The organism is Microvirga yunnanensis (genome assembly GCF_025460875.1).
Genome location: NZ_JAMXFI010000002.1, coordinates 99,979 through 113,808 on the forward strand (window position 1 = coordinate 99,979; position 13,830 = coordinate 113,808).

A 13,830-nucleotide genomic window follows, 5' to 3' on the forward strand; every position below is an offset into this window, starting at 1 on the left:
GCAAGGGCGAGGGTGACCTGGCGGCCATCAAGGAGGCGCCGATAGAAACGCGCCTGGCGTGACGGGAGGATCGTAGAAGCTTGCGGCTTCGGCGCGGGCCCTGGGTGAGGAATTGCCTCGACCCGTTCCCAAAGGGACTCGAAATCGGCTGTCATCGTTTCTCTGGGCGGCTGGATGCTCTGACGAAGCGGAAGGGCCTGGGATGAGGCCTTAATGGAGGAACGCCAGTGGCGGGGTTGCCTCCTGTAGTTCGGCTGCCCCTGCGATCAGCATGACTTCCGAACTAACCAGCGTGCGAAAGCTGACAAGTTCCTCATACAAGGCTCCAGCTCGGAGGAACGCCCGTTCCCATGCGGCGTCGTTGTTCCCGGCGCTTCTGAGACGGGAGAACGTGGTCACTATCTCGTCCCGCAACTCCTCAGTCCGTGTTTCTAACATGTGGGTTTCGGCGCCCATGTCTTCGGCCGCCTCGATTTGCTCATCGATTTCGTCGAGGATGCCGATTTGAAGCCCCCAGAGCGTTTCGATCTCATTCATCAGGATGTCGGATGAGAGCGGAGCAATGTGAAGGTCTGTCACGGGAGGGAGGGTATTCATCGAATTTTCCTATTAACCGCGGCAGTTAGTGACATGACTTAGTGTCAACTGCACTGTCGTGCTGTTGGATTCCAGTAAGCCACTCCTTAAGCGCTTTGGCACGCTCGGGCGCTTGCCGAGCAATTTCCGCTTCAATGCAATCAACGAGCCGAAGATATTTCGCGCCTAAGAGGTTTGCGTGGTTTACGACCAATCCAGCAAGAGAGTTTGGACCGCTCGCTGCTTGGAGGCGGTTGTGCAATGTTGTGATCTCCTCCCGTGTCCAGTCGAAGTCCGACCTGTCGAAGGGAGCTTTAAGGTTCAACTCCTCCATCATGGCGTACAACGCCTCGTTTCGGGCAAGCATTTCGCTCAAGGTTTGGTTGATCTCAGCTATTCTTGAGCCGAGAGGCCGATTGCTTTCAGGTGAGTTGATCATTTTCTTCTCGCTTCGAATTGTGAAGGGTTGTGAGACTAAATACGTCTAGGGAAGCGCCTCGCGGGCTACGGATGCGAAGCACCGCCGCATGCTATTGAGCACCTTCAGCAGCTCTTTCCCGGTCTTCGTCGTATAACTTCGATAATGGGCTTCGAGGCCATCCATTAATTGGGTGTACAACTGGCTGATCGCAGCAGCCATCTCTTTGCCTGCAGCGATGTCCGGCATCGGATTATCCGCAGCGAGTGCGCCTTGCTGGAGGACTAAGAACTCTCGGCGAAGCCGCGTTAGCTTTGATCGTCTGAAGGGACGTTGAACTTTCAACTTCTTCATTGAATCAAAACCGTCCTCGGTCATCTCCAGCATTGCCGAAAGGACAGCCGTGAGGTTGTCGACTTTCTTCCGGATCGAGGCACGAACTCTGGGGGAGGGACTCAAGGCTGATCTCTTGTTCGTTGAGGCGCAACGTTATAATTTCGCATAAGATACGTTATGGAACCTGTTCGGAGATTCCGCATGCGATTTCAATATGTTGGGCCGGCCCATCTGCGTTACCTACAGGTCGATTTTCACCAGCGAGGCCTTGGACATGACGCGGTAGACGCCATCGGCCATTTTCTCTGGGTCGGCTCGCCACTCGTCGATCGGGATGCGGCAGAGCTGCCATCCAGCGTCCTTGATGCGAGCAATGTCCGAAGCCTCTTGCAGAGGCGAATGAAGTCCCGTGATGTAGAAGCTTATGACGTACCGCTGTGGGTCATCTTTTTCGAATCCAGCCAAGAAGCGCGGGAACTTGTGAACGAAGTACCGTTCGAACTTAAGCCGCTTCTGCATCAGGCGGAAAGCTACCTCGAGATCATCACTAGGATCGTTAGCTTCGAGGGGAAGAATGGCTGGATCGATAACCGAGCCGTTTTGACATTCTTTCCAGTAACGCCTCAGTGCCCGGGCGCCATCACTGTTGGCATCGTCTAGCAACTCCAAGTCGAATGAATGGTAGACAACTGTCTTCCATTTCGAGCGGGTCGCAAGCACGTTGACTCGGTTCGCAGCCCCAGGCTGTGAGAGTACGCCAAGATTGGCGATGAATCGTTGCTTCCGGTCTCGGCCATAAGTTGTTGAAACTAGAACAATGTCGCGCTCATCGCCTTGGACATTCTCAAGAGCTTTGACGAAGTGCCTCTCGTGCCCGTTTGTTCCGGCTAGGTCGAGCTCGGATAGGCCCTGTCCTTCCAGCGCTTCCGGAAGCTGGGTAAGGATAAGATCGCGCTGATTTTCATTCAGCGTGATAATGCCCACAGAGCGAGGCGTGCCCCCCAGTGGATTTCTCCTTCGGAAGTTGTTCTCCTTCGCGATCTCTAGTGCATCCGAGATCAAGGCATTTGCTTCAACAACGTTATCGCCGGCTCCGCCTCGGTCGTAGATCGCGTCGGGTACGAATTTAAAGGTAGTTCCGAGGGATCCGTTGCGCAGTGGAGACGGAATGATATCGAGCTGGCCTCCATAGTAGTTCTTGTTCGAGAAGAGGATGAGGCTCTCGTGCTTGGAGCGGTAATGCTGTTTGAGGACCCGTGACGGCATGTTTGAGGCGACGGCGTGATCCAGGAGACTACGGATCATGGTTGCCGAAACTTGGGTCTGGCCGACACGTGCGAACAGGTTGCTCGGCGCCATCTGCTGTGAGTCACCAATAACGATGATCTGGTCCGCCAACGCGGCGACGACAGCGGAATGAGCTAGCCTCATCTGAGATGCCTCATCAACGATCAGGGTGTCGAATGAGACGCCAGGAGGAATTTTCAGGGCTGCGACTGCTGGGGTTGCGACGGCGAACTGAGCTTCGGGTCCCAATGGTGTTCCTCCCTCAGTGAGAAGGACTGGGCCCACAACGTTTTGAGCGTTCTTCGGCCAGCGATCGGCAATGACTTCCAATGCGGCGGTTTTCTCGGCCGAGACAAGGACGCGCTTCCCGTCATTAAGCAGATTAGCAACGACGTTGACGATAGTTTGCGACTTGCCTGCTCCGGGCGGGCCCTGAAGGACGAAGGACTCCCCTGCCCTGGCGGCAGTGACGGCCTCGTCCTGGCTTAAGTCGGCATCGACGATATGCAGGTTTGATGTTTCGAGATGATTTCTCGGGCTCGCTGCATGTAGGCCTGCAAGAATACGAAGTGCACCAACTTCGGCCAAGTGCGGCCGAGCGGAAAGATCCACGGCTCGGTGCATCGCCGCGCTTTTGCCAGCATAGAGGTTAAGGTTCACACGCGCCTTATACCCCAGAACTGCTATGCCACCGGCTTTTACTGGTTCGACCGTGTGGGCCTTCACTGCCAATGCGCGAGAGGGAAGTTTTGTTGGGTCGATCCCAACCGTACATCCAAACGAAGCTGCGAAGAGTGGAAATGTCTCGTTCGGCTCTAAAGGTCCAGCCTGAGCAATCGTGAGGTCGTTTGCGACCGTTACTGGCATGGTAAACAAAGGAGCCATTCGGATCTCACCATCGGCGTCCTTCCACTCGATTGCTCCTATGCCCAGCCGGCGGGTTTCGATGCCTTGTTCGCTGGCGACGATCTCCGCATCGGCTATCAACGATATGATCGAGCGGCGAAGCTCCGCCGCTGAGCGTTGGGACTCTCGAGCCAGCGGCAGTTGGTCAGATCCGATTTTCCAGCGAGTCTCTTGCTGTGAGAGTAGTGAGACCAACGAGTCTGGATCAACGGCGAGGTCAATCGAACGCCCACGTGAGCTCGCGGCCGGAAGCGAAATCATCTTATTTCGCAATCCGAGATCCGTCAGGGCCCGGTAGGCGTCGGTGATAAATGTCACAACGGGATCTGCGGGAGAAGCGAGTTCTGCCTGTTGCATCGGCGTGAAAGGCCCCTGAATTTCGTTTCTGAAATCAGAAATGATTTGCGTACTTTCCACCTTTTATAGCAGACCCTCGCCCAGTTGGCACGGTGTCTCCGCGATTTGGCGACCGCTGAGTTAAGGGTAAACAAATCATGGATGATCCTGATTTGTTCACGCTATTCACAGGACTGACTCCTGTTCAAAGGGATCCTATTCCTCGCCTCCGACGTTCGCCTTATGTTCCGCGAAACTGGAGTGAATCGGCCGCGTAGTGCCGATCCTCCTGTCGGGATTGCTTTGTCTGAAGGTTGGCGCAGGGGGTTTGAATGAGGCGGATGGTGTCCGTGTATCTTCCGACCTGGTCAACAGATCGGGTCAGGCGGCATGGTGGCCCTCCTCCCGACGAGCCTCTGGTCACGGCCGTATCAATCGGATCAGCCCGGCGGATCGGGTGCGCCTGCCCCAAGGCATTGGAGTTGGGTCTCGGTCCAGGACTTCCCATTGCCCAGGCACAAGCCCGTGTTCCGAACCTCCATGTGGTTGATGCCACGCCAGAGGAGGACAGGGCCGCATTGGAGCGGTTGGCACGGTGGGCGATCGCCTTTTCACCGGTCGTCGCCCTCGATCCGCCGGACGGAGTTTGGATCGACATCGCGGGTGTGGCCCATCTCTTTGGCAGCGAGGAGAAGCTGCTTGAGCACCTCTTGGGTCGTCTGTCGGGTCAGGGGATCAACGCGAAGGCTGCGATTGCCGATGCGCCGGGGACTGCATGGGCAGCCGCCCGCTTTCGAGGCGGAGGGATTATTCCAGTGGGCCGAAGTGTCGAGGCCGTAGCAACCTTGCCGGTCGCCGCCTTGAGGATCCCTTCCCAGACCGTGGCCACGATGCAAAAGCTTGGGGTCGATCGTGTCGGTCAGCTTGCGGCCATGCCCCGGGCGCCGATGGTTCGCCGCTTCGGGAAAGACGTGGCGCTCAGGCTCGACCAGGCGCTGGGTCATGCCTTTGAACCGATCAACCCGCTGATCCCGCACGAAACGGCAATGGCGAGCCGCGCCTTTGCGGAGCCGATTGGCCGGCTGGAGCATCTTCAGCAGGTGGTCAGGCATTTGGCCGAGGACCTGTGCGGCCAGCTTGTCAAACGAGGTCAGGGTGTGCGGCGATTGGATTTGATCCTCCGCCGGGTCGACCAGAAGGGGGCCTCGCTGCGGGTTGGCACGGCCAAAGCGACCCGGGAGTACGCCCACCTTGCGAAACTCTTTGATGAGCGACTGGAAACAATCGATCCAGGCTTCGGCATTGAGGAGATGGTTCTTGTGGCGAGCAAGGTCGAGCCATTCGCCGAAGCGCAGGTGGAGGCCAGGGGCATCGATGCCGCTGAAACGCAGGATGTGGACCTGAGCCGTCTTGTTGACCGGCTCAGCGCGAAAGTGGGCAGCGCCCGCGTCTATCGCCTGGCCCCTGTTCAGACCCTGGTGCCTGAGCGGATGGTAAAGCGGATCTCACCGCTCGCTCCGCCGACTGGGGAAGTCTGGCCCGAAAACTTGCCGCGACCGCCCCGTCTGCTCGATCCGCCGGAGCACGTGGTGGCGACGGCACTTGTCCCGGATCACCCCCCTGCCCTCATCGTCTGGCGCAAGGTCCGGCATAAGGTGATCCATGCTGATGGTCCGGAACGGATCGCGCCGGAGTGGTGGGCCGGAGATAAGGATGGCCCCTCTCGGGACTATTATCGCATCGAAACCGATCGGGGCGGCCGGTTCTGGATCTTCCGCGATGCCCCTATGGCCGAGGGCGGTCGCTGGTGGATGCATGGGTTCTTCGGCTGATGTACGCCGAGTTGCAGGTCACCAGCCACTTCAGCTTTTTGCGAGGAGCCTCCAGTCCGGCCGAATTGTTCGAGCAGGCGAAGCTCCTTGGGATCACCGCGCTGGGAATTGTCGATCGCAACTCGCTTGCCGGGATCGTGAGGGCGTATGAGGCCTCACGGGAAACGGGTCTCCGGCTTGTCGTGGGTTGCCGACTGGATCTGACAGACGGGACCTCGCTGCTGGTTTATCCGACGGATCGTGCCGCTTATTCGCGCCTCTGCAGGCTGCTGAGCGTCGGCAAGAGCCGGGCCGGCAAGGGGCGATGCCTTCTCACCTGGGAGGATGTCACCGCGTGGCAGGAGGGGCTTTTGGCCATTCTCCTCGGCGACGATGCGGATGAAGAGCTTAAATCGAACCTCGCGCGGCTGAAGGCGACCTTCGGGGATCGAGCCTATATGGCTCTCATCCGCCGTTTTGCGCCCAACGAGCACGCGCGCCTGTATTATGTGGAGCAAGCGGCCCAGGCGGCGAAGGTGCCGACGGTTGCCATGGGTGACGTACTCTACCATCACCCCTCCCGCCGTCGCCTGCAGGATGTGGTGTCCTGCATCCGCCAGCGGTGCACCATCGATGAAGCCGGGTTTCGGCTGGATCGCCATGCCGATCGATTCCTCAAGGATCCGGCAGAGATGCAGCGCCTCTTCGAGCGTCATCCAGAGGCGTTCTGGCGTATCGGTGAAATCCTGGACCAATGCACCTTCTCCCTGGACGAGCTGCGGTACCAATATCCCTCGGAGACGGACCCCGGCGAGACCGCCCAGGAGAAACTCGAGCGCTTAACCTGGGAGGGTGCGGCCAAGCGCTATCCGGAGGGTGTCCCTGACGTAGTGGCGGCGACCTGCCGTCATGAGCTCCATCTGATCGAGGAGTTGGGGTATGCCCCTTACTTCCTGACGGTCCATGCGATCGTGAGCTTTGCGAAGTCTCGGGGGATCTTGTGTCAGGGGCGGGGCTCGGCTGCGAACTCCGCCGTCTGCTACGTCCTCGGCATCACCTCCATCAATCCCACCGAACACGATCTGCTCTTTGAGCGGTTCGTGTCTCAGGAGCGCCGGGAGCCACCGGACATCGACGTGGATTTCGAGCATGAGCGTCGTGAGGAGGTGATCCAGTGGATCTATGACACCTATGGCCGGCACCGTGCGGCCCTGACGGGCGTCGTGATTACCTACCGCGCCCGTGGCGCCGTCCGTGAGGTCGGCAAGGTGCTGGGCGTGCCGGAGGATGTCACGGCAGGATTATCCGGTCTTGTCTGGGGTTGGGGCAACGAGGGTGTGACTGACAAGGAGGCGAAGGAGCTCAATCTCAATTTGAGCGACCCGCGTCTTCGGATGACCCTGGAACTCGCCTCCGAGCTGATCGGAGCGCCGCGCCATCTCTCCCAGCACCCGGGCGGCTTTGTCCTGACGCAGGAACGTCTTGATGACTTGGTGCCGATTGAACCGGCAGCGATGGAAAACCGCCAGGTGATCGAATGGGACAAGAACGACATCGATACCCTGAAGTTCATGAAGGTCGATGTGCTGGGGCTGGGAATGCTCGGCTGCATGCGCCGTGCTTTTGATCTCCTGCGGGAGCACAAGCAGGTTGAGCACGATCTGTCGTCGATCCCGCTCGATGATCAAAAAACCTATGAGATGATCCAGAAGGCGGACACGGTCGGCGTGTTCCAGATCGAGAGCCGCGCCCAGATGGCGATGCTGCCACGGGTTAAGCCAGCGAACTTCTATGACATCGTTATCCAGGTGGCGATCGTCCGTCCCGGGCCGATCCAGGGCGATATGGTGCACCCATACCTGCGCCGACGGGAGGGCCGCGAAAAGCCGGAATATCCTCGCCCGGAATTGCAGCGTGTTCTGGAGAAAACCCTGGGCGTGCCCCTGTTTCAGGAACAGGCGATGCGGGTTGCCATTGAGTGTGCCGGATTCACCCCTTCCGAGGCTGATCAGCTTCGGCGAGCTATGGCGACGTTCAAGCTGACGGCCGGCGTGACTAAGTTTAGGGATAAGCTGGTCCAGGGAATGATCACCCGAGGCTATGATGCGGAATTTGCCGAACGGACTTTCAAGCAGCTTGAAGGCTTCGGATCCTACGGCTTTCCGGAGAGCCACGCGGCATCGTTTGCCAAGATCGCCTATGCCTCCTCTTGGATGAAGCGGCACCATCCGGACGTGTTCTGCTGCGCGATCTTGAATGCCCAGCCGATGGGCTTCTATGCTCCTGCCCAACTGGTACGGGATGCAAGGGCTCATGGGGTCGAGATCAGGCCCGTCGACGTCAATTACTCCCGTTGGGACTGTACCTTGGAGCCGACGCGCAACCGGCACCGCTTTGCGGTGCGCCTGGGGCTGCGCATGGTGAGAGGGCTCGCTAATGCCGACGGCGGCATGATCCCGATTGCAAGGGGCGAAACACCCTATAGCTCGATCGAGGAGCTTTGGCGGCGTGCTGAAATCCCGGTGTCAGCCCTTGAGCGCCTGGCCGAGGCTGATGCGCTTGGCTCCCTTGGGGTAAGTCGCCGCGATGCCTTGTGGACAATCCGGGGGCTGTCGGACGAGGTCATGCCCCTGTTTGCCGCGGCCGACGAACGGGACCGGGTCATCCGGTCCGAGAGTACCGAACCCTCAGTGGCACTCACTCCGATGACGGAAGGCCGGGAGGTGGTGGAGGACTATCGCTCGAAAGGTCTGACCCTGCGGCAGCATCCCCTCGCCTTCCTGCGCGGTGAGTTACGGGAGCGAAGGATTCATAGCTGCGCCACCCTACGTCGCGTCCGAGACGGCCAGCGGCTCACAATTGCGGGTCTGGTCCTGGTGCGCCAGAAGCCGGGATCGGCGAAGGGCGTGATGTTCATGACCATCGAGGATGAGACTGATGTGGCCAACATCATCGTCTGGCCGTCCCTTTTCGAGAAGCAGCGCCGTTTGATCCTCTCATCCGGCATGATGGCGGTGCGGGGACGCTATCAGCGTGAGGGCGGAGTAACCCACCTGATCGCCGAGCATCTCATCGACCTGTCAGACCTGTTGCGCAGCGTCGGCGACCGGGATGATCCCTTCAGCATGCGCCATGGACGCGGCGACGAGGCGAAAATCGGTACCCGCGACCGCCTCCGGGAGGGCGCAAGGGAGATCGTTGATGCGCGGGAGGCAGAATTGCCGGAGCAAATTGTGGAGGCTCCGGTCATCAGGGTTGCAACGCGGGATTTCCACTAAAACCGCAATGAGGGAGCGGCGGCGGGTTTTGCCGCCACTCCCGAAGCCCCGCCGGTCACCAGGCCAAGGGCTTAGGACTGCTTATCCACGGCCTCGTAGAAGGCTTGGATCTGTTCAGCAACCTCGACCCGGAATGGACCACCCCAGTCTTGAACCCATTTCGGGGCATTCTGGGTGTAGCGAAGATCGTCCGTGTTGTGCTGATCGTCCTCGAGCTCCATCGCCTTCTGGCGTCCCATGGCTACGATCTCGGCCGTTATGTCCCAGACAGTGTCACCTTCCGGATCAACCGCCATTGCATAATCCCCCACCCATGCCTGAGGGGTAAACTCTGCAGTGACCTTCGGGCCCGAAGCCGGCATCATCAGACGGGCAAGCTTGATCTTCCATTCATCGAAGTCAGCGGCGTTCTGGACGATCCAGTCGAAGGGGATCAGGACCTGCAGTGTATGGCTGGTCTCGTCCGGCTCGTCTTCCTCGACGATGACGTGACCGCCGATCGCCTGCAGGCGGGGTTGGATCTCTTCGGCATATGACTTGAGCTTCGCGAGCACCGTAATACGGTCTCCCTCGCCTTCCTGGCCATAGCCGACCTCAATGGTGGGGCACGCGAACTTCCGGCCTTCATAGAGGCAGCTATAGGCCATGTGTGGCCAGTAGCCGTTCGGAAGCGCGATACCGTCCTCGCCCACGAACGCGCTTTCCTTCTGGGTCAATGGATAGAAGAAGCCGTCGTCGTCGAGGCTCCATTGAAGTCCAAGTTTTTGGAGAAGACGCGGTCCACCGTGGGCCGACTCGCAGCACCCGTTGGTCGTATATAAGAGGCCTCCGGCATACGTATCAGGCTCGTCCGAGACCCATTTGTGAACGGGTGGCAGACCGTTGGCATCTTCAGGCTCATCGCCTTGTTCCTCTGCCTCTTCGATCTTTGACGCAACCCAATCCCAATATCCGCGGCGGGTATCGCCGTTCTCGACCTCGTACTTCCAATCCTCGGACGGATAGTCGGGGTGATCGTCCCAAACACTATCGATCCCGGCGATCAATGCCGGAGCATTGGAGTGAGTAGTACTCGGGAGTGACTGGGGTGCGACGCCCGCCGAACCCCGCGTTTCGCTTCTGGGCTTCTTCGACTCCGACACTGCGCTCGGGACAACACCAAGGAGTTCACGAAGGAGCGGCAGCGGCACTCTCAGCGTGTCGGTTGACGTGTTGAGGTATTCTTCGTGCGGTGCGTCGAAGTATCGGCGGATGATCTCCTTGTCGGAGAGCTTGGTAAGATCGTCACCAGCGTCTGCCGCGTTGCCGGGTCGGAACGTCCAGTCATTGAACAGACTGGACCGGCAGTAATCGGCGACTTCCGCGTCGAGGGCCTCTTGTGTTGCCATCACATAGAGGTTGTCTCCATGCTTATGGCTGACCTCTCCAATGAAGAGCGGAATTTCCACGGTGTCGGAGGCGCCGATGCCGTCCAGGCTTGCCTGTAGCGGCAGGATCTCATCGTCCAGAAGGCGCGACAGGTTGAGAAGGTGTCCGTAAGGTGTGGGACCGAAGATCTCGGCGCGCTCCTCGGCAACCACTTGGTCGACGAAGGCCTGGTCTACCGCATAGGCGGAGTTGGCAAGGGGATCACGAACCACGATGATTGTCTCCCCCGACGGCAGGGCGACTTCCCCGATGGGCTCGGCCATCGGCGGATTGAGATCGCCCGCCTTGCCAGCAGCGGTGAGTTCGTTCTGGTTGTGGTAGCCGAACGCGGCGGCAGCGACTTCCAGGGTTTGATGACGCTTGCAGGGGATGCCGCGGGCCTTGAGGACTTTCTCAAGACGATCAAGATGAACGGATAGCGATTTCATAAGCTGTCTCCTTCAGGGCAGCCGGCATGCTCTATCGAGACGGGGGTTCCATTGACCGCGAGCCGGCCGCCGCAGGATGCAGCAGGGGTTAATCGCAGGGTGACGTTGGACAGGATTCGCCTGCGGCCGAGAGCAGGCCACGAGAGACAAGGTCTCTTTGGAACCGGCGGGCTTACCTGAGGCCCTTAAGGGGTCGAAGGCCCCTTCGGCACGGCCGCTATGGCCGTGGCGGAGAGGTCATCACCATTGTTTTGGGGTTTGGTCCATCTTTGGACCGATAGACAATCCTAGTTCAGGGGGTAGCCTATCTGCATGAAATTTGGGGGTGCAGAATGCCGAAATTCTTAAAGGACGGAGAAATCCTGAAGGCCGTTAAGGAGATCATCGATGGCGGCAATAAGTGTCGGCTTGCGGTCGCCTATTGGGGCTGGGGTGCAGCGGAGAAAATCGGAATTGGTAAAGCGAAAGGCCCGAGGGTCGATATAATCTGCGATCCATGGAGTGGAGCTTGCAATAAGGAACAGCTTCTAGCCTTGGCAAAGAACCCAAAGGTGAGATTGAGGCATCTGCGGGATCTCCACGCAAAAGTCTATTTGACCTCCAAAGGAGCCGTGATTGGCTCCGCAAACGCATCGACGAAAGGTCTTGGCAAATCCGACGGGCAAACCATCAATCATGAGGCGGCGATAAAATTCGGAGCCAATGAAGACCGAAAGGATTTAAGTGACTGGTTTGAGAGCAAGTGGAAGTTGGCCCGACGCCTTACCGAAAAGCAGATTGTAAAACTTCCCGTCCTTCCAAAGCCACCTGTAGCAAGCATCAAGCAGCCGCAGCGGACGGTTATGGAAGTAATGGGAACGGACCGGGATTGGTTTCGTCAAAACCGCGTTCGGCTAATGGCGTACGATCCAGATGAAGCCAGTGATGCAGCGGTAGCCTTATACAAGAAGACCGCGGATGAAGTTTATGACCCAGCCACACGAAAGGAATACGAGGATAACTACTACTACCCAATTTTCGAAGCCGTACCAGGCTGGAAGATCGATCCTTCTGATATTGTGATTTGCTTCGCGTTCGATGGAAAAACCAAGGAAGTTGAATTCGACGGGATCTGGACTCTGAAAGACGAAGATCCGCGTGTCGAGGGAACGACAAAGATCTTGTTCTTGGATGGTCACACAGCTGTGGAGGATCTAAAGTTTCCACGATCGGAGATCGCCGCGCTACGAGCAAAGGTGAAACGCTACTTAAAAGCAAATAACTACAAGGAGGACCGCTATGGCGACCTCATTGATATGAATCTGGCAGATTTTTGGGAAAGTCCGCTGCTGGATGACCCTTGGCTCAGGAAGCTGGATCCGATGGCCAAGAGGAGGATCCTTAACTTCGCAGCCAAGCAAATGCCAAAGGTCGAGAGCATCTTCGTAGGCAAGATCGGGGAAGGTCAGCAACCAAACTTCCGGCTTCATTTCAAATCTGAACCGCCAAAGGATTATAACGGCAAAACTTTCAAATCGGGGAAGTTTGACGAGCTAAAGGGTGGCATCAAGAATCCTAAGAATCTCGTTGAGCTCCGGCAATCTTGAATGGGAGAGATATGTGAGCCGTATCTTGAGTTTGGCGATGTTGATGTTAGTCGCCTTGGCACCAAAGGCATTTGCCGAAACGTCTTGGCAGCGAGATACCCGTCGCCTATGTACCTCGACACAGCAACAGGCCTGTTGGATCAAACCTGGCGCGGCGCTCTGCGATAAGGACCAGATGCGTTGTGACAAGCTGCCGGATCAGGCTCCGGCTCGGATCATCGGGCATAGCGGGGGTCGCTGGAATGTCCAGACAGCTTATGGCACTGGTTGGGTATCAGAGCGCATGATCATGATGGACTGCCGCTTCATGGCGCCGCCGCACCGGTGCGCAGGAGATGTCCGGTAGCCAGCAGAAGCTTTTCATCATCAGAATCCGGCGATAGGCGGCGCAACCTTCCTCCTCTGTGCGCCGCCTTGACGAAGTGGTTCTCTAGGACGGCTATGCGGCTGCTTCGCCTTCTGGCGATCTTCCGGGGCGAGGAGCGCTGGCCAAGTGCTGCTCAATGAGCTTGCGCGCTTCTGTGTCCGTGATTTGATTCACTGCCGCGACCTCCTTGATCATGAAGTCCAGAGCGCTCTCGAAGATCTGCCGCTCGCTATAGGATGCCTCTTCCTGCTGCGGCCCTCGGTTTAGATCCCGCAGAACCTCGGCGATCGCTGTCAACTGGCCTGTTCCGATGCGCTCTTGGAAATCTGCAGCACGGCGGTTCCACATTCCGCGCTTTGCGCGAGCCTTTCCACTCAGGATCTCAAGTGCCTGGCTGACAACGGCCGGCTCAGACAGCTTTCTCAAGCCGCTGCTTTTCGCCTTAGCCAGAGGAAGGCGAACGGTGAGTTTGCCAGCGTCGAACCCGATTACGAGGAGTTCAAGCTTGAACCCAGCGACCTCTTGCTCCTCAATTCCTGTGATCGCACCGACGCCGTGACCCGGATACACGACCGCTTCGCCAGTCTGGAAGGTCAGAGGATTATTCTTCGTCGTCATTCAGATCAGATCTCCTTGAGACACAGATCATTTCTCGGTCGAACTAATCTGTGCCGCAGACGTCGAATTCACTACGCTCATACGGCGAGTGTAAATGGTTTGAACTCGATATCTTTTGTGCGGTTCCCGCATATCGGATTCCCACCGTGGCTGCGCAAGGGGGACTTTCAACGATGGTTTACGCTGGCTACGCTCGGTCGGCTGTAGCGTCGTCTCATCTCTAAATGCCGCTGCTTAAAAGCAGTCCTGGAACGATAAGGCGGTTTGGTTAACGGGCTGTTTACGAGAGGGGCAAAGGCCTCAATCCAGAATAGGGCGGCTTGAGCCCTGCCCGCTGGCGCGCTAGGCGGCGGAGTTCCTGACAACCGGCATTCAGACTAGCTCCTGGCGGGTTGATGTGCTTGTACGGGTCCCAGAACGCTTATCTGCCTTCCGGTGAACGGTCGATGCCAGCA

Annotated in this window: 9 protein-coding genes; 3 read left to right on the forward strand and 6 right to left on the reverse strand. The window is 58.2% G+C overall.

Going from position 1 to position 13,830, the window contains the following annotated elements; genetic code table 11:
* Nucleotides 1-210 precede the first annotated feature (210 nt).
* From NF876_RS01600 to NF876_RS01615, 4 genes are all read right to left on the reverse strand, one after another.
* A complete protein-coding gene (locus NF876_RS01600) occupies nt 211-597 on the reverse strand; it encodes a hypothetical protein (RefSeq protein WP_262267261.1) in 387 nt (128 codons plus the stop codon).
* A 25-nt stretch (nt 598-622) separates the two neighbouring features.
* A complete protein-coding gene (locus NF876_RS01605) occupies nt 623-1,015 on the reverse strand; it encodes a hypothetical protein (protein ID WP_262267262.1) in 393 nt (130 codons plus the stop codon).
* 45 nt (nt 1,016-1,060) lie between these two features.
* Nucleotides 1,061-1,453 carry a hypothetical protein gene (locus NF876_RS01610; protein WP_262267263.1) on the reverse strand — a complete coding sequence of 131 codons (393 nt, stop codon included), beginning with the start codon at nt 1,451-1,453 and terminating at the stop codon, nt 1,061-1,063.
* 117 nt (nt 1,454-1,570) lie between these two features.
* On the reverse strand, nt 1,571-3,940 hold the full coding sequence (locus NF876_RS01615; RefSeq protein WP_262267264.1) for an AAA domain-containing protein: 2,370 nt from the start codon (nt 3,938-3,940) through the stop codon (nt 1,571-1,573).
* Nucleotides 3,941-4,200: 260 nt separating this feature from the next.
* Between NF876_RS01615 and NF876_RS01620 the strand changes: the two genes are divergently transcribed.
* Complete coding sequence (locus NF876_RS01620) at nt 4,201-5,691, forward strand: Y-family DNA polymerase (protein WP_262267362.1); 1,491 nt, start codon at nt 4,201-4,203, stop codon at nt 5,689-5,691.
* The gene (locus tag NF876_RS01625; protein WP_262267363.1) at nt 5,691-8,948 is read left to right on the forward strand and encodes an error-prone DNA polymerase; all 3,258 of its coding nucleotides are present in this window, start codon (nt 5,691-5,693) and stop codon (nt 8,946-8,948) included. The genes NF876_RS01620 and NF876_RS01625 overlap by 1 nt, the downstream gene beginning before the upstream one ends.
* A gap of 71 nt (nt 8,949-9,019) precedes the next feature.
* Here the strand turns inward: NF876_RS01625 and NF876_RS01630 are convergent, their stop codons facing one another.
* Nucleotides 9,020-10,804, reverse strand: a complete 1,785-nt coding sequence (locus tag NF876_RS01630) for a hypothetical protein (protein ID WP_262267265.1) — start codon at nt 10,802-10,804, stop codon at nt 9,020-9,022.
* A 332-nt stretch (nt 10,805-11,136) separates the two neighbouring features.
* Here NF876_RS01630 and NF876_RS01635 point away from each other — a divergent pair, with 332 nt between their 5' ends.
* A complete protein-coding gene (locus NF876_RS01635; protein WP_262267266.1) occupies nt 11,137-12,390 on the forward strand; it encodes a phospholipase D family protein in 1,254 nt (417 codons plus the stop codon).
* 439 nt (nt 12,391-12,829) lie between these two features.
* On the opposite strand, the gene NF876_RS01640 is transcribed toward NF876_RS01635, so the two are convergent.
* Entirely contained in the window at nt 12,830-13,375 is a 546-nt protein-coding gene (locus NF876_RS01640; protein WP_262267267.1) for a CarD family transcriptional regulator, read from the reverse strand.
* Nucleotides 13,376-13,830: the final 455 nt, after the last annotated feature.

What these genes read in the sequence shown, in the direction of transcription:
- NF876_RS01600 (WP_262267261.1), bottom strand. Translation starts at nt 597, where the DNA reads ATGAATACCCTCCCTCCCGTGACAGACCTTCACATTGCTCCGCTCTCA.
- NF876_RS01630 (WP_262267265.1), bottom strand. Translation starts at nt 10,804, where the DNA reads ATGAAATCGCTATCCGTTCATCTTGATCGTCTTGAGAAAGTCCTCAAG.
- NF876_RS01640 (WP_262267267.1), bottom strand. Translation starts at nt 13,375, where the DNA reads ATGACGACGAAGAATAATCCTCTGACCTTCCAGACTGGCGAAGCGGTC.
- NF876_RS01620 (WP_262267362.1), top strand. Translation starts at nt 4,201, where the DNA reads ATGGTGTCCGTGTATCTTCCGACCTGGTCAACAGATCGGGTCAGGCGG.
- NF876_RS01625 (WP_262267363.1), top strand. Translation starts at nt 5,691, where the DNA reads ATGTACGCCGAGTTGCAGGTCACCAGCCACTTCAGCTTTTTGCGAGGA.
- NF876_RS01635 (WP_262267266.1), top strand. Translation starts at nt 11,137, where the DNA reads ATGCCGAAATTCTTAAAGGACGGAGAAATCCTGAAGGCCGTTAAGGAG.
- NF876_RS01605 (WP_262267262.1), bottom strand. Translation starts at nt 1,015, where the DNA reads ATGATCAACTCACCTGAAAGCAATCGGCCTCTCGGCTCAAGAATAGCT.